17 protein-coding genes are annotated in these 15,721 nt (G+C 54.6%); 11 read left to right on the plus strand and 6 right to left on the minus strand.

Annotation, left to right across the window (positions count from 1 at the left end):
• Positions 1 to 34 precede the first annotated feature (34 nt).
• The gene (gene aaeR / locus ACOTX5_RS00150; protein WP_003860415.1) at positions 35 to 961 is read right to left on the minus strand and encodes an HTH-type transcriptional activator AaeR; all 927 of its coding nucleotides are present in this window, start codon (positions 959 to 961) and stop codon (positions 35 to 37) included.
• 179 nt (positions 962 to 1,140) lie between these two features.
• Here aaeR and aaeX point away from each other — a divergent pair, with 179 nt between their 5' ends.
• From aaeX to ACOTX5_RS00175, 5 genes are all read left to right on the plus strand, one after another.
• Entirely contained in the window at positions 1,141 to 1,344 is a 204-nt protein-coding gene (gene aaeX, locus ACOTX5_RS00155) for a p-hydroxybenzoic acid efflux pump operon protein AaeX (RefSeq protein ID WP_003860416.1), read from the plus strand.
• A gap of 7 nt (positions 1,345 to 1,351) precedes the next feature.
• Positions 1,352 to 2,284, plus strand: coding sequence for a p-hydroxybenzoic acid efflux pump subunit AaeA (gene aaeA / locus ACOTX5_RS00160; RefSeq protein WP_059453142.1), 933 nt, complete (start codon positions 1,352 to 1,354; stop codon positions 2,282 to 2,284).
• Positions 2,285 to 2,289: 5 nt separating this feature from the next.
• Entirely contained in the window at positions 2,290 to 4,257 is a 1,968-nt protein-coding gene (aaeB, locus tag ACOTX5_RS00165) for a p-hydroxybenzoic acid efflux pump subunit AaeB (protein WP_015572008.1), read from the plus strand.
• 86 nt (positions 4,258 to 4,343) lie between these two features.
• Positions 4,344 to 5,798: an NAD-dependent succinate-semialdehyde dehydrogenase gene (locus ACOTX5_RS00170; protein ID WP_017382714.1), complete on the plus strand. Its 1,455-nt coding sequence runs from the start codon at positions 4,344 to 4,346 to the stop codon at positions 5,796 to 5,798.
• Positions 5,799 to 5,843: 45 nt separating this feature from the next.
• Complete coding sequence (locus tag ACOTX5_RS00175) at positions 5,844 to 6,116, plus strand: barstar family protein (protein WP_003860424.1); 273 nt, start codon at positions 5,844 to 5,846, stop codon at positions 6,114 to 6,116.
• 59 nt (positions 6,117 to 6,175) lie between these two features.
• Here ACOTX5_RS00175 and yhcN read toward each other — a convergent pair whose 3' ends face one another.
• Together yhcN and argR are read right to left on the minus strand one after the other, a co-directional pair.
• Positions 6,176 to 6,439: a peroxide/acid stress response protein YhcN gene (yhcN, locus tag ACOTX5_RS00180; protein ID WP_006812160.1), complete on the minus strand. Its 264-nt coding sequence runs from the start codon at positions 6,437 to 6,439 to the stop codon at positions 6,176 to 6,178.
• 378 nt (positions 6,440 to 6,817) lie between these two features.
• Entirely contained in the window at positions 6,818 to 7,288 is a 471-nt protein-coding gene (argR, locus tag ACOTX5_RS00185) for a transcriptional regulator ArgR (protein WP_003860428.1), read from the minus strand.
• A gap of 397 nt (positions 7,289 to 7,685) precedes the next feature.
• Between argR and mdh the strand changes: the two genes are divergently transcribed.
• Positions 7,686 to 8,624: a malate dehydrogenase gene (gene mdh, locus ACOTX5_RS00190; protein ID WP_003860429.1), complete on the plus strand. Its 939-nt coding sequence runs from the start codon at positions 7,686 to 7,688 to the stop codon at positions 8,622 to 8,624.
• Between the two features lie 51 nt (positions 8,625 to 8,675).
• Here mdh and degS read toward each other — a convergent pair whose 3' ends face one another.
• The 3 genes from degS to zapG form a co-directional block, all read right to left on the minus strand.
• On the minus strand, positions 8,676 to 9,743 hold the full coding sequence (degS, locus tag ACOTX5_RS00195) for an outer membrane-stress sensor serine endopeptidase DegS (RefSeq protein WP_003860430.1): 1,068 nt from the start codon (positions 9,741 to 9,743) through the stop codon (positions 8,676 to 8,678).
• A 92-nt stretch (positions 9,744 to 9,835) separates the two neighbouring features.
• Entirely contained in the window at positions 9,836 to 11,203 is a 1,368-nt protein-coding gene (gene degQ, locus ACOTX5_RS00200) for a serine endoprotease DegQ (RefSeq protein WP_015572006.1), read from the minus strand.
• 170 nt (positions 11,204 to 11,373) lie between these two features.
• Positions 11,374 to 11,772: a Z-ring associated protein ZapG gene (zapG, locus tag ACOTX5_RS00205; RefSeq protein ID WP_003860432.1), complete on the minus strand. Its 399-nt coding sequence runs from the start codon at positions 11,770 to 11,772 to the stop codon at positions 11,374 to 11,376.
• Positions 11,773 to 11,961: 189 nt separating this feature from the next.
• Here zapG and zapE point away from each other — a divergent pair, with 189 nt between their 5' ends.
• The 5 genes from zapE (at position 11,962) to sspB (ending at position 15,664) form a co-directional block, all read left to right on the plus strand.
• Positions 11,962 to 13,086 carry a cell division protein ZapE gene (gene zapE / locus ACOTX5_RS00210; RefSeq protein WP_017693899.1) on the plus strand — a complete coding sequence of 375 codons (1,125 nt, stop codon included), beginning with the start codon at positions 11,962 to 11,964 and terminating at the stop codon, positions 13,084 to 13,086.
• Between the two features lie 292 nt (positions 13,087 to 13,378).
• The gene (gene rplM / locus ACOTX5_RS00215) at positions 13,379 to 13,807 is read left to right on the plus strand and encodes a 50S ribosomal protein L13 (RefSeq protein WP_003860434.1); all 429 of its coding nucleotides are present in this window, start codon (positions 13,379 to 13,381) and stop codon (positions 13,805 to 13,807) included.
• Positions 13,808 to 13,822: 15 nt separating this feature from the next.
• Positions 13,823 to 14,215, plus strand: a complete 393-nt coding sequence (gene rpsI, locus ACOTX5_RS00220; RefSeq protein ID WP_003860436.1) for a 30S ribosomal protein S9 — start codon at positions 13,823 to 13,825, stop codon at positions 14,213 to 14,215.
• 307 nt (positions 14,216 to 14,522) lie between these two features.
• Positions 14,523 to 15,161 carry a stringent starvation protein SspA gene (gene sspA, locus ACOTX5_RS00225; protein ID WP_003860438.1) on the plus strand — a complete coding sequence of 213 codons (639 nt, stop codon included), beginning with the start codon at positions 14,523 to 14,525 and terminating at the stop codon, positions 15,159 to 15,161.
• 5 nt (positions 15,162 to 15,166) lie between these two features.
• Positions 15,167 to 15,664: a ClpXP protease specificity-enhancing factor gene (sspB, locus tag ACOTX5_RS00230; protein WP_026080566.1), complete on the plus strand. Its 498-nt coding sequence runs from the start codon at positions 15,167 to 15,169 to the stop codon at positions 15,662 to 15,664.
• The last annotated feature ends 57 nt before the right edge of the window (positions 15,665 to 15,721 follow it).

Here is a 15,721-nt window from a genome sequence, read left to right on the forward strand (position 1 = left end):
CTAACCCTCTCCCCAACGGGGAGAGGGGAAAAGCCTACTCTTTCCTTCTACCTCGCATGCCCTGAAACAGCTCCGCCACTTCCACAAAATAGTCCGTCAGATAGTTAATACAGACCTGCACCTTCAGCGGCAGCTTGTCCTTTTCGGTATAGAGCGCGTACACCGGACGCGGATCGGACTGGTAGCGCGGGAAGAGGATCTCCAGCACGCCGCTGTTGATCTCGTTGATCACCCACATCAGCGGTACGTAGGCGATCCCGGCCCCGGCCACCAGCCAGCGTGAGATGGTCATCGGATCGTTGGTTACGAAGCGGCCTTCAGGCAGCAGTTTAGTGGAAAGCCCTTCCGGCGCGATCAGTTCAAATTCGTTATCTGGCCGAACGCTGTATTCCAGCCACGAGTGGTTGCTCAGGTCGGCAGGTTTTTCCGGCACGCCATACTGTGCCAGATAGCTTTTCGAAGCGCAGACCACCATCGGCATGCTGCCCAGTCGACGCGAGAACAGGCTCGAGTCCTGCAACGCGCCAACGCGGATCACCACGTCTAACCCATCGGCAATCAGGTCCGGTGCCGGAATGCCCGTTACCAGATTAACGGTTAAACCGGGATACTCTTTCAGCATTTCCGCCGTCATGGCAGCGAGAACATTTTGTGCCATAGTTGAAGAACACCCGATACGCAGCGTGCCGATAGGCGTGTTGTTAAAGGCATAGAGCTGCTCGTGAACATCCTGCACCTCATGCAGCATTCGACGGCAGCCCTGATAGTAAATTTTACCCGCTTCCGTCAGCCCGATGCTGCGGGTGCTGCGGTTGAGCAGCTTCACCTGGAGCTCATCTTCCAGTTTTGACACTGTCTGGCTAATGGATGAGACGCTCATTTGTAGCTGACGTGCTGCGGCGGTAAAAGAGCCTTGCTCAACCACTTTCGCAAAGACGGACATGCGTTTTAGACGTTCCATTATTCACTCTGGCTTAAAAGTGATTTAGATCACATATGATAGATAACAGCATAACAGTTACGTTAATATATTATTAATTACATAACGGCTGCGCCACTCTCGCCCGGCAATTCTTGCTCTCCTGCGGCGGCGCGAGCTTAAAAATCCAGTAACCTGCACTCTCTTTAATCAAGGTCAACATGAGTCTGTTTCCCGTTATCGTGGTGTTCGGTTTGTCGTTCCCACCGATATTTTTTGAGCTTCTTTTATCACTGGCGATCTTCTGGCTGGTGCGCAAGGTGCTGGTCCCTACCGGGATTTATGATTTCGTCTGGCATCCTGCATTGTTCAATACCGCGCTGTATTGCTGCCTGTTCTATTTAATATCGCGCATGTTTGTCTGAGGTTGATGTGAAAACGCTAACAAGAAAAATCTCCCGCACTGCCATCACTATGGCGCTGGTCATCCTGGCGTTCATCGCTATTTTTCGCGCCTGGGTTTATTACACCGAATCCCCGTGGACGCGCGATGCGCGTTTCAGCGCGGAGGTGGTCGCGATAGCGCCCGATGTCGCCGGTCTCATTACGTCGGTCAACGTCCACGATAACCAACTGGTGAAAAAAGATCAGGTGCTGTTCACCATCGACCAGCCGCGCTATCAAAAAGCGCTGGAAGAAGCGGAAGCCGACGTGGCGTATTACAACGCGCTGGCCGCTGAAAAACGCCGTGAAGCAGGTCGCCGTAACAAGCTGGGCATCCAGGCCATGTCCCGGGAAGAGATTGATCAGTCCAATAACGTGCTGCAAACCGTGCTGCATCAGCTGGCAAAAGCGCAGGCGACGCGCGATCTGGCGAAGCTCGATCTGGAGCGTACCGTTATCCGCGCCCCGTCCGATGGCTGGGTGACCAACCTCAACGTCTATGCGGGTGAGTTTATCACGCGCGGCTCTACTGCCGTGGCGCTGGTGAAACAGAACTCCTTCTACGTCCTCGCCTATATGGAAGAGACCAAGCTGGAAGGCGTGCGTCCGGGCTATCGCGCCGAAATCACGCCGCTCGGCAGCAACCGGGTCCTGAAGGGAACCGTGGACAGCGTGGCCGCGGGGGTGACCAACTCCAGCAGTACCAATGATACAAAAGGGATGGCGACCGTCGATTCTAACCTCGAGTGGGTTCGCCTGGCGCAGCGCGTACCGGTACGCATTCGTCTGGATGAGCAGCAGAGCAACCTCTGGCCCGCAGGCACCACCGCGACGGTGGTGATCACGGGTGAAAAAGACCGTGATGCCAGCCAGGATTCTATCTTCCGTCAAATCGCCCATCGCCTGCGCGAGTTTGGTTGATCGCTATGGGCATTTTTTCCATCGCCAGCCAGCACATCCGCTTCGCCGTGAAGCTGGCATGCGCCATTGTGCTGGCGCTGTTTGTTGGCTTCCATTTCCAGCTTGAAACGCCGCGCTGGGCCGTTCTGACCGCCGCGATCGTCGCCGCCGGTCCTGCCTTCGCGGCGGGTGGCGAACCTTACTCCGGGGCAATTCGCTATCGCGGGATGCTGCGTATTATCGGCACCTTTATCGGCTGTATCGCCGCTCTGACCATTATCATCCTGATGATCCGTACGCCGCTGCTGATGCTGATTGTGTGCTGTATCTGGGCGGGTTTTTGCACCTGGGTCTCTTCGCTGGTGAAGGTGGAGAACTCGTACGCCTGGGGCCTGGCGGGATATACCGCGCTGATTATTATCATCACCATTCAGAGTGAACCGCTGCTTGCTCCGCAGTTCGCCGTCGAACGTTGTAGCGAGATTGTCATTGGTATCGTCTGCGCGATTGTCGCAGATCTGCTCTTCTCTCCGCGATCCATCAAGCAGGAAGTCGATCGTGAGCTGGACGCGCTGATTGTTGCTCAGTACCAGCTTATGCAGCTGTGCATTAAGCACGGCGACAGCGAAGAGGTCGACAAGGCCTGGAGCGCGCTGGTGCGCCGCACGCAGGCGCTGGAAGGGATGCGCAGTAATCTCAACATGGAGTCTTCCCGCTGGGAGCGGGCCAATCGTCGTCTGAAAGCGATCAATACCGTCTCGTTAACGCTGATCACCCAGGCGTGTGAAACCTACCTGATTCAGAACACCCGCCCCGAAGTGGTAACGGATACTTTCCGCGAACTGTTTGATGAGCCCGTGGAGACGGTGCAGGACGTGCATCGACAGCTTAAACGCATGCGTCGTGTGATTGCCTGGACAGGAGAACGGGATACGCCAGTCACCATTTATACCTGGGTAGGCGCCGCAACGCGCTACCTGCTCCTGAAACGCGGCGTGATTAGCAACACCAAAATCAGTGCGGCGGAAGAAGAGGTATTGCAGGGCGAAGTGGTGATCAAACCGGAGTCCGCCGAGCGCCACCATGCGATGGTTAATTTCTGGCGTACCACCCTGGCTTGTATACTCGGCACGCTGTTCTGGCTGTGGACCGGCTGGACGTCCGGCAGCGGCGCGATGGTGATGATTGCCGTCGTCACCGCGCTGGCGATGCGTCTGCCCAACCCGCGCATGGTCGCGATCGATTTTCTGTACGGCACCATTGCGGCGTTACCCATTGGTGCGCTCTACTTCCTGGTGATTATTCCCTCGACGCAGCAAAGCATGCTTTTGCTCTGCATCAGCCTGGCGGTGATGGCGTTCTTTATCGGGATTGAGGTACAAAAACGCCGTCTGGGATCGTTGGGTGCGCTGGCGAGCACGATTAACATCATCGTGCTGGATAACCCGATGACCTTCCATTTCAGCCAGTTCCTGGATAGCGCATTAGGTCAGCTGGTGGGCTGTTTCCTGGCGATGATGGTGATCCTGCTGGTGCGGGATAACTCTCAGGCGCGGACAGGGCGTGTGCTGCTGAATCAGTTTGTGTCGGCCGCCGTATCGTCATTGACTACCAACACCGCGCGGCGCAAGGAGAACCACCTGCCGGCGCTCTATCAACAGCTGTTCCTGTTGCTGAATAAATTCCCGGGCGATGTCGCCCGCTTCCGCCTGGCGTTAACCATGATTATCGCGCACCAGCGTCTGCGGAACGCGCCAGTGCCGATCAACGACGATTTGTCCGCCTACCACCGCCAGCTACGGCGAACGGCGGACCATGTGATATCGGCATCCAGTGATGACAAACGTCGCCGCTACTTTAAGCAACTGCTGGAGGAACTGGATATCTACCAGGAGAAACTGCGGATCTGGGAAGCGCCGCCGCAGGTTACCGAGCCGGTAGAGCGGCTGGTGTTTATGCTGCACCGCTACCAGAATGCGCTGACAGACAGCTAACGAAGAGAAAACCGACGCCAAAAGCGTCGGTTTTTTTGTGGCTATACTTATTCTTGCAGGTTCAAACATTCAGGAAGGGAGGACACATGACAACCCAGGCTCTTCAGGACAGTATCCTTTTTCAGACCGGGTATCTGGTTAACGGTATCTGGAAAACACTCGACACCACGTTTGATGTGCTAAACCCGGCCACGGGCGAGGTGGTCGCGAAAGTGGCGAAAGCAGGGAAAGCCGAAACCGAAGAGGCCATTGCGGCCGCGACGAAGGCCTTTCCCGCATGGCGCGCAAAAACGGCAAAAGAGCGCTCCACGATCCTCTATCGCTGGTATGAACTGATTATCGAGAATAAAAGCTGGCTCGGGCGACTGATGACTACCGAGCAGGGCAAGCCGCTGAAAGAGGCTGAAGGTGAGGTGGACTACGCTGCCAGCTTCATTCAGTGGTTTGCCGAGCAGGCCAAGCGCGCCAACGGTGAAATCATTCCTCCGGTTAAACCCGGCTCCCGTATTCTGGCCACTCGTGAACCTGTCGGGGTGGTTGCTGCTATCACGCCATGGAATTTCCCGATGGCCATGCTCACCCGTAAGCTCGGCCCGGCGCTGGCAGCAGGATGTACCGGCGTCATCAAGCCTGCAAACAACACGCCGCTGAGCGCCTTTGCGCTGCTGACGCTGGCGAAGCAGGCCGGTGTGCCGGATGGTGTGCTGAATGCGGTCGCGGGGAGCACCTCAGAAATTAGTGACGCCATTATGGCCAGCCATGACGTGCGCAAAATCTCGTTTACCGGATCAACCGCCGTCGGGAAAACGCTGGTTCGCAATTCCGCAGAGACCATGAAAAAGGTATCGATGGAGCTGGGCGGTAATGCGCCATATATCGTTTTCGAGGACGCGGATATTGAGGCCGCCGTCAAAGGCGCGATTGCCAATAAGTTCCGTAACGCCGGGCAGGTCTGCGTCAGCGTAAACCGTTTCTATATTCAGGAGACGGTCTATGACAAGTTTGTCAATCAACTTGCCGATGCGGTGAAGGCGCTGAAGGTGGGTAACGGTCTGGACGAGGGCGTCGTTGTCGGCCCGCTGATTGAGCCTTCGGCTGTCGAAAAAGTCCGTGAGCACGTCGAAGATGCGGTAGCGAAGGGCGCCACGGTGCTGGCTGGGGGTAAACCGCACGAACTTGGCGGCAACTTCTGGATGCCAACCGTACTCGGTGACTGCCATGAAGGCATGAAGCTGGCAGAAGAGGAGACCTTTGGTCCCGTTGCCGCCTGCTTCCGCTTCACGTCGGAAGACGAAGTGGTTATGCGCGCTAACAATACGCCTTACGGGCTGGCAGCCTACTTTTATACCCAGAATCTCTCGCGCGTGTTCCGCGTCTCGCAGGCCATTGAGAGCGGCATGATCGGAATTAATGAATGTGCGGTCTCGACCGAGCTGGGTCCGTTTGGGGGCGTAAAAGAGTCCGGGCTGGGCCGCGAAGGGTCCGTGCTGGGGCTGGAGGAGTTTCTGGAAGTCAAAACCCTGCATATCGGGGGATTATAATAGACAGGGCGGCATTTGCCGCCCGCCTGTACCGGGTGGCTGGCAATGAAAATTTATACCTTTGATTTTGACGAAATTGAGAGTCAGGAAGACTTCTATCGCGAGTTTATTCGGGCGTTCGACCTGGAGCGGGGCAGCGTAAGCAATCTTGATATGCTGTGGGATGTGGTTACCGGCGATCGTCTGCCGTTACCGCTGGAAATCGAATTTACCCATCTGCCTGAAAAACTACGCAGACGCTTTGGTGCATTGATTTTATTGTTTGATGAAGCGGAGGAGGAGCTGGAAGGGCAACTGCGTTTCAACGTGCGCCAGTGATAAAAAAGCCCCTGACCGGGAGGTCAGGGGCAAGTCGTATGATGAGATACGACGAGGGTTTATTTGTACAGTTCTGCGGTAGCGTGCCAGTGGTCGCCACTGCGCGCTTCGATGATGCGATAGGATGACGCACCCTGTTCTTCCGCTTTTTTGTTCAGCATTTCGTGCATGTCCATCGGAGACGTACCGATGGCGCCAACAGAAACAGTCCCGATAGCCTGACGGGATTGTGCCTGTTCAGCATTGATGGTGTCGGCTGCAAACGCACCGAATGACAGGACTGACAGTACGCTCAGGGCAGCTACAGTGGTTTTAATTTTCATGATTATTTACCTCGTCAATTATTTTACTGGGGTCTTTGTTCTGTGACCCTCATCACAAAATCAAGTATACACTAATCACGCAAAAAATTAATACCAGACTAATGGTTTCGTCTGTTATTACGCGGTAAAAAATTCATTTTTTATAACGAGAATGCATAAAAAAGGGCGTCACAATGCGAGGTTTGTGGTTTTTTCTTATGTAAATCAAAGTGGTATGGTAATTTGATTTTTTGTGCGATTTTGCGGCAGATCATTCACTGAATGAATGTTAACAGGCGGTAAAAAGCACTATTTGCAAAAGTAGCAGGCAGAGAAAAGCAGGGTAAAACGCGGTAAAAGCAGAATGATCCCCGCAGCCAGGCGCTACGGGGCAGACAATTACAGCTCCTGTTCGAACAGGACCAGAATCGCTTCGTAGAGGTCTTTCACCGAGAAACCATTTGCCGGGGTGGTAAAAATGGTGTCATCGCCGGCGATGGTCCCGAGGATCCCCTCTGCTTTACCCAGCGAGTCCAGCAGGCGGGCAATCAGCTGGGCTGCGCCCGGGCTGGTGTGGATCACGACCACGGCATCGTTATAGTCGATGTCCAGAACCAGGTTTTTCAGCGGGCTGGAGGTCGTTGGCACGCCAAGTTCAGCAGGCAGGCAATAAACCATTTCCATTTTGGCGTTGCGCGTACGCACCGCACCAAACTTGGTTAACATGCGAGAGACCTTCGACTGGTTGATGTTGTCGAAGCCTTGTTCCTGCAACGCCTGAACAATTTCTCCCTGAGAACTGAATTTCTCTTCTTTGAGTAGCGCTTTAAACGCCTTCACTAATTCTTCTTGCTTAGACGAGCTTCGCATAAGTCACCCGGAATATGACGATAGAAACAACATTATTATGCATGTGGATGAATTTTTATGCAAATTATCTACCTGGCACCAGGCTGAAATAATGTTATGAAAGGGAGAGATTTTATCAGATTTCGTTATCGGAAAACATGCCTGGGTCACGCCGCGCAAATAAGCTTAAAAGTAAATTAAATGTTATCAAAATGATGTTGTTTTGGTGGCGTGGCAGGGTGTATTGTAACCCCCTCTTAATTCGTTGTTGCCTGCATCCCGATAGTATTCAGGTGAAGGCGAAAGACGTGCGACCTCAAATTCTTTAGCGATGAAAATTGTAATTAATGACGTGCTGAATTATGGTCGCCGCAACGGAGTTACAGATACTTAAGTTAACCATAATAAGGAGTTTAGGATGAAAGTCGCAGTCCTCGGCGCTGCTGGTGGTATCGGCCAGGCGCTTGCCCTACTACTGAAAACCCAACTGCCTTCAGGCTCAGAACTCTCCCTGTACGATATTGCTCCGGTAACCCCAGGTGTGGCGGTTGACCTGAGCCACATCCCGACAGCTGTGAAAATCAAAGGCTTCTCCGGTGAAGATGCGCGTCCTGCGTTGCAGGGTGCCGACGTGGTGCTGATCTCCGCGGGTGTTGCGCGTAAACCGGGTATGGATCGTTCAGACCTGTTCAACGTAAACGCGGGCATCGTGAAAAACCTGGTTCAGCAGATTGCTGAAACCTGCCCGAAAGCGTGCATCGGGATCATCACCAACCCGGTGAACACCACCGTTGCTATCGCAGCAGAAGTGCTGAAGAAAGCGGGCGTTTACGACAAGAACAAACTGTTCGGCGTAACTACGCTGGATATCATCCGCTCCAATACCTTCGTGGCTGAGCTGAAAGGCAAGCAGCCAACGGAAGTGGAAGTGCCGGTTATCGGCGGTCACTCTGGCGTGACCATCCTGCCTCTGCTGTCGCAGATCCCGGGCGTGAGCTTCACCGAGCAGGAAGTGGCTGACCTGACCAAACGTATTCAGAACGCAGGCACCGAAGTGGTGGAAGCGAAGGCGGGTGGCGGTTCTGCAACCCTGTCTATGGGCCAGGCGGCGGCACGTTTCGGCCTGTCTCTGGTTCGCGCGTTGCAGGGCGAAAAAGGCGTTGTTGAATGCGCCTATGTTGAAGGCGACGGTGAACACGCGCGCTTCTTCTCTCAGCCGCTGCTGCTGGGTAAAAACGGTGTTGAAGAGCGTAAGTCTATCGGCACGCTGAGCGCGTTTGAGCAAAACGCGATGGAAGGCATGCTGGATACGCTGAAGAAAGACATCACGCTGGGCGAAGAGTTCGTTAACAAGTGATCTTGTCCCGGTAAAAAAAACGGAGCGCTAAGCTCCGTTTTTTTATGCCCGTCAGTTAGTGGCCGGGTATTCCTGAATGGTGACCTGAATCGTCAGCTTTTTGTCATTACGCATGACTTCAACAGGGATGATGGAGCCCGGGCGAATCTCAGCCACCTGGTCCATGGTTTCCAGCGCAGAGACCGCTGGCGTACCGTTGACGGAAAGGATAACGTCGTTCACCTGGATACCTGCGTTGGCCGCCGGGCCGCCAGGCGCCACTTCGTTGACCACAATCCCCTGGATCTGATCGATACCACCGCCCTGCGTATGCATCGGCGCGATTTCACGCCCGCCAATACCGATGTAGCCACGGATCACGCGGCCATCGCGGATCAGCTTGTCCATGATCTTGGTCGCCAGCTGGAACGGAATGGCAAAGCCAATCCCTTCCGGCGTTTCGCCGTCGTTGCTCTTGTCGAAGGAGAGGGTGTTAATGCCCATCAGTTCGCCCAGAGAGTTCACCAGCGCACCGCCGGAGTTACCGTGGTTGATCGAGGCATCGGTTTGCAGGAAGTTCTGCCGCCCTGACGGGTTCAGGCCGATACGACCGGTCGCGCTGATGATCCCCTGAGTGATGGTCTGGCCCAGGTTGTACGGGTTACCGATCGCCAGCACCACATCGCCGATGTGCGGCGTGCGTTTGCGATTAATCGGGATAGTCGGCAGACCGCCCGTGGCGTTGATCTTCAGCACCGCCAGATCGGTCAGGCTGTCCGACCCCACCAGCAGGGCTTCAAACACGCGGCCATCCTGCAAGGCGACGATAATCTGGTCGGCATCGTTAATGACGTGTTTATTGGTGATGATGTAGCCCCGGTCATCCATGATCACACCGGAACCGAGCGTGCGGATCTCCAGCTGGTTATGAGCGGAACTGTTAAGCCCGCGGTTATAGACGTTAACCACGGCGGGGGCAGCACGGCGTACCGCCTGATTGTACGTCGCAGGCGTTTCATCCGTGCTGTCGAACTGAGGAGCCGACAGTTTGTTGAACTGGCGTAAAGATGGCATAGCCACCAGCAGCAGACCGGCAACGATCAAACCAATGACAATTGAACGAAAGAGCTTTAAAAGCATGATGCGTGTGTCGTTAAAATAGGAACGGTTTGCAGCATAACATGAGTTATCCGGACATCACACGCAGCGGCGATGTCCGGAGTCGCAAATGGTTAACGCAGTAAAATGTAGAGGGTGTCGTTGCCACGGATAATTTGCAGGGCAATGACCGCCGGTTTACTCTCCAGCACCTTACGCATTTCGGCAATAGACTGCACGCGAGTGCGGTTCACGCCCACGATCACGTCGTCCTGATGTAAACCTGCCTGCGCGGCCGGGCTGCTCTTCTCAACGGTAGTGACGGTAATGCCTTTCGTGCCGTTTTTAAGCTGACCGTCGCTCAGCGTAGCGCCCTGTAGAGCAGGGGAGATCTGTTCTGCGCTGGCGGAAGAGGAGGTGCTCTTGTCCAGCGTCACTTCCACGGTCAGCGGTTTGCCCTCACGGATCAGGCCCAGCTTCACTTTAGCGCCCGGCTCCGTGGTGGCAATACGTGACCGTAATTCAGCGAAGCTGCTCAGCGGTTTATCGTTCAGGCTGACAATAATGTCGCCGGATTTCACGCCCGCTTTTGCAGAGCCTGAGTTGGGCAGCACTTCGCTGACAAACGCCCCGCGCTGGACGTTGAGCTTAAAGGCTTTGGCGATATCGGCGCTCATCTCCATGCCTTTGATGCCCAGCAGACCGCGCTTAACCTCGCCAAATTGAATCAGCTGTTGAGACAGGGTTTTCGCCATGTTACTCGGAATGGCAAAACCAATCCCGATGCTGCCGCCGCCTGGCGCGAGGATAGCGGTGTTGATGCCGATCAGCTCGCCGTTCAGATTAAGCAGCGCACCGCCGGAGTTGCCCCGGTTGATGGAGGCATCGGTCTGGATGAAGTTTTCCAGCCCTTCGAGATTCAGGCCGCTGCGCCCCAGGGCGGAGACAATCCCGGAGGTGGCGGTCTGGCCTAAACCGAACGGGTTACCGACCGCGACGGCAAAATCACCGACGCGCAGCTTATCGGAATCTGCAATGGCGATCTGGGTCAGGTTGCTGGGGTTTTGCACCTGTAGCAGGGCGATATCACTCTGATCGTCACCGCCGATCAGTTTGGCGTCAAACTCCCGACCATCGTTCAGCTGAACGCTGATTTTATCGGCCTGGCTGATCACGTGGTTATTGGTCAGGATATAGCCCTTAGCCGCGTCGATAATCACCCCTGAGCCCAGGCCTTCAAACGGCTGAGCCTGCTGATCCGGCGCGTCTTCGCCAAAATATTTCTTCAGCTCTTCAGGAATACGCTGGCTTTGGCGTGCCGTCCCTTCCACCTGAACGCTGACTACCGCAGGCAGGACTTTTTCAAGCATCGGCGCAAGGCTGGGAATGGCTTCTTGTCCAGGCACCTGCGAAGGCAGTGCCGCACTGGCGGGGAAGGACGCCGAGAGAGATAACCCGACACTTAACGCTAAGGCGCTCAACAGCTGGTTTTTTTTCTTCATTGATGCTGACTCTCGTATCCTGGAATGAAAAAGAACGGCCCCAAAAACATCTTGATGTTATTGAATTTTCAACCGCTGAACAATGAGGTGTTTGACTAAATAATAGCTGGGGACGGGAAGAAAGGATGGGCGCATAAGGTGCGCCCGTAAAATTTATTCAGGTTGTGCGATTAATCGCGTTTTACGCCACCGCGCAGCAGGCCGGACGCGCCGTCTGAATAGTCGCGTGGCATCTGAACCGGAGCCTGATCGTTACCGGCTTCAGAATCAGCCAGACGATTGCGGAAGGGGTTGGTCTCCGCGGTCATTTCCGGCAGCAGGCTGCTGGAGCTTTTCGCCATGTGCTGGTAGAGCTGGCGATAATCTGTCGCCATGTTGTCCAGCAGCTCAGCGCTACGGGCAAAGTGGCTGACCAGCTCTTCGCGATATTCTTCCAGTTCGGCTTTGTTCTTTTCCAGTTCGTATTGCAGTGACTGCTGCTGACGCAATTTGCGGTTACCGAAACGCATGGCCACAGCACCAATGATGATGCCGACGACTAAACCGATTAGCGCATATTCCCAGGTCATGAACTTCTCCCGTTGTCTTGTTGTTCCGTAGGGTGTTGGCTCGGCTCCTGCCTGTGCCTGATTATGCCACTATAACCGCTATTTCCGCAGAAGTGGAATCCTGACGTATCATCGCGTAGTGTAGAACGGCCTTTTTTTCATCAGCCACGCGCGCTGGTGAGGTTTAACTAAAGGAATAACAACAACATCATGCAAAACCTGTCCCCTTCATCGCGTTACCAACTGGCCCTGAGCGAGGGCACACACCAGCCGGATGATGTCCAGCGTGAAGCGGTTAACCGCCTGGACACGATTTATCAGGAACTTCTGGCGAAACCCGCCGATGCGGTGCAGAGCAGTGGGCTGAAGGCGGCATTCGGCCGTTTACTGGGCAAAAAAGAGCCCACGGTAAACGCACCGGTTCGTGGCTTATATATGTGGGGCGGCGTTGGGCGGGGTAAGACCTGGCTAATGGACATGTTCTACCAGAGCCTGCCCGGCACGCGTAAGCAGCGCCTGCACTTTCACCGTTTTATGCTGCGTGTCCATGAAGAGCTGACGGCGCTCCAGGGCGAAACCGACCCGCTGGACATTGTGGCCGATCGCTTTAAGGCGGAAACGGACGTGCTCTGCTTCGACGAGTTCTTTGTTTCCGATATTACGGATGCCATGCTGTTGGGGGGCCTCATGAAAGCGCTGTTTGCGCGTGGGATCACTCTGGTGGCGACCTCCAATATCCCGCCGGATGAGCTTTATCGCAATGGTCTCCAGCGGGCGCGTTTCCTGCCGGCCATTGATGCTATCAAACAGCACTGCGACATCATGAACGTCGATGCCGGCGTCGATTATCGTCTGCGCACATTAACGCAGGCACACCTGTGGCTTTCGCCATTGAATGCCGACACAGCCCGCGAGATGGATAAACTGTGGCTGGCGCTGGCGGGAGCGCCGCGGGATAACGCGCCAGCGCTGGAGATTAATCATCGTCCGTTGCCGACGCTTGGCGTAGAAAACCAGACGCTGGCCGTCTCGTTTGCAACGCTCTGCGTGGACGCCCGCAGCCAGCATGACTACATTGCACTTTCGCGTCTGTTCCATACCGTTATGTTGTGGGATGTGCCCGTTATGACCCCACTCATGGAGAGCGAAGCGCGCCGCTTCATCGCGCTGGTAGATGAGTTTTACGAGCGCCACGTTAAGCTGGTGGTCAGCGCCGAGGTGCCTTTATATGAGGTTTATCAGGGCGAGCGCCTGAAGTTTGAGTTCCAGCGCTGCCTGTCGCGCCTGCAAGAGATGCAGAGCGAAGAGTACCTCAAGCGTGAGCATATGCCGTAATAAATGCTCCCCTCTCCCCGTGGGAGAGGGGCTGGGGGTGAGGGCACCAGACCGCACAATACCTGACCCCGAAAAACCCATTCCAAATCACATTTAAGGGTCGATCTTTGACCTCAACTTCTCTATAATCTTGCGACCCCACGTTACGAGAAGGTTTTTTTCCCGAAACTTTCTATGTGTCGGCATGTGCTATTCGAAGGGGTAGGTTTGCCGGACTTTGTCGTGTGAACCTCAACTGACTAAACGTTTGGGTGTTCACCAACGTGTAACTTATTATTTGGGTAAGCTTTTAATGAAAACTTTTACAGCTAAACCAGAAACCGTACAGCGCGACTGGTATGTTGTTGACGCGACCGGTAAAACTCTGGGCCGTCTGGCTACTGAACTGGCTCGTCGCCTGCGCGGTAAGCATAAAGCGGAATACACTCCGCACGTTGATACCGGTGATTACATCATCGTTCTGAACGCTGACAAAGTTGCTGTTACCGGCAACAAGCGTACTGACAAAATGTACTACCACCACACCGGCCACATCGGTGGTATCAAAGAAGCGACCTTTGAAGAGATGATTGCCCGCCGTCCTGAGCGTGTGATTGAAATCGCGGTTAAAGGCATGCTGCCAAAAGGCCCGCTGGGTCGTGCTATGTTCCGTAAACTGAAAGTTTACGCAGGCAACGAGCACAACCACGCGGCACAGCAACCGCAAGTTCTTGACATCTAATCGGGATTATAGGCAATGGCTGAAAATCAATACTACGGCACTGGTCGCCGCAAAAGTTCCGCAGCTCGCGTTTTCATCAAACCGGGCAGTGGTAAAATCGTAATCAACCAGCGTTCTCTGGAACAATACTTCGGTCGCGAAACTGCCCGCATGGTAGTTCGCCAGCCGCTGGAACTGGTTGATATGGTAGAAAAACTGGATCTGTACATCACCGTTAAAGGTGGTGGTATCTCCGGTCAGGCAGGTGCGATCCGTCACGGTATCACCCGCGCGCTGATGGAGTACGACGAATCCCTGCGTTCTGAACTGCGTAAAGCTGGCTTCGTTACTCGTGACGCTCGTCAGGTTGAACGTAAGAAAGTGGGTCTGCGTAAAGCACGTCGTCGTCCACAGTTCTCCAAACGTTAATCCATTCTGCTTACGCAGAACGATTGGCGAAAAACCCGCTTCGGCGGGTTTTTTTATGGATAATGCGCAGGTTATCCACAGTAACATTTCATATATCTTCTCTTTTTCCACATTTCCGGAATCCCCTCACCACAAAGCCATCAAAATCTGGTAAACTATCATCCAATTTTCTGCCCAAATATCGGTGAATACTCGATTTTTGTTCGATTCTTGAACAATGTGTCTTCTCTGGGATGGGCGATACATCATCTGGCTGGCCCCGTTGGGCTGGTAGCAGTAAAAATTCTGAATATACCTGGAGGTTTTCATGGCTGTCGCTGCCAACAAACGTTCGGTAATGACGCTGTTTTCTGGTCCTACTGACATTTATAGCCATCAGGTTCGTATCGTGCTGGCCGAGAAGGGTGTCAGTTTTGAGATCGAGCATGTGGAAAAGGATAACCCGCCTCAGGATCTGATCGATCTCAACCCGAGCCAAAGCGTACCGACGCTGGTGGATCGCGAGCTGACCCTGTGGGAATCCCGTATCATTATGGAATACCTGGATGAGCGTTTCCCGCATCCGCCGCTGATGCCTGTTTATCCTGTTGCGCGTGGTGAAAGCCGCCTGTACATGCAGCGTATCGAGAAAGACTGGTACTCGCTGATGAACGTTATCGTCAACGGTTCCTCTTCTGAAGCGGATGCTGCACGTAAACAGCTGCGTGAAGAGCTGCTGGCGATTGCGCCGGTATTTGGTCAAAAGCCTTTCTTCCTGAGCGACGAGTTCAGCCTGGTGGATTGCTACCTGGCTCCGTTGCTGTGGCGTCTGCCAACCCTGGGCGTAGAGTTCAGCGGCCCTGGCGCGAAAGAGCTGAAAGGCTACATGACTCGCGTCTTTGAGCGCGACTCTTTCCTGGCATCTTTAACTGAACCGGAACGTGAAATGCGTCTCGGCCGAGGCTAATGACTGTGGAAATGTCACAACTTTCACCACGCCGTCCGTATCTGCTGCGCGCCTTCTATGAATGGCTGCTGGATAACCAGCTCACGCCGCACCTGGTTGTGGATGTGACGTTGCCGGGCGTGCTGGTTCCAATGGAATACGCGCGCGACGGACAGATTGTACTGAATATTGCGCCACGCGCAGTGGGTAACCTGGAGCTGGCGAACGACGAAGTGCGCTTTAATGCGCGCTTCGGCGGCGTGCCGCGTCAGGTTTCCGTGCCGCTGGCAGCTGTGCTGGCTATCTACGCCCGTGAAAACGGTGCGGGCACCATGTTTGAGCCGGAAGCGGCTTATGATGAAGAGGTTGCCAGCCTGAATGATGATGAGGCATCCGATGAACGCGAAAGCGACACGGTAATGTCTGTCATCGATGGCGATAAACCCGATCATAATGACGACACCGATCCGGATGACGAGCCACCACCACGCGGTGGTCGTCCCGCACTGCGCGTTGTGAAATAAACAAACAGGCCCGACGGGCCTGTTTTGCTTTCGGTCCCTTTTCGCCCCCTCTAATTT

Source organism: Enterobacter cloacae complex sp. IR5441 (genome assembly GCF_049238215.1).
GTDB classification, from domain to species: domain Bacteria; phylum Pseudomonadota; class Gammaproteobacteria; order Enterobacterales; family Enterobacteriaceae; genus Enterobacter; species Enterobacter hormaechei_C.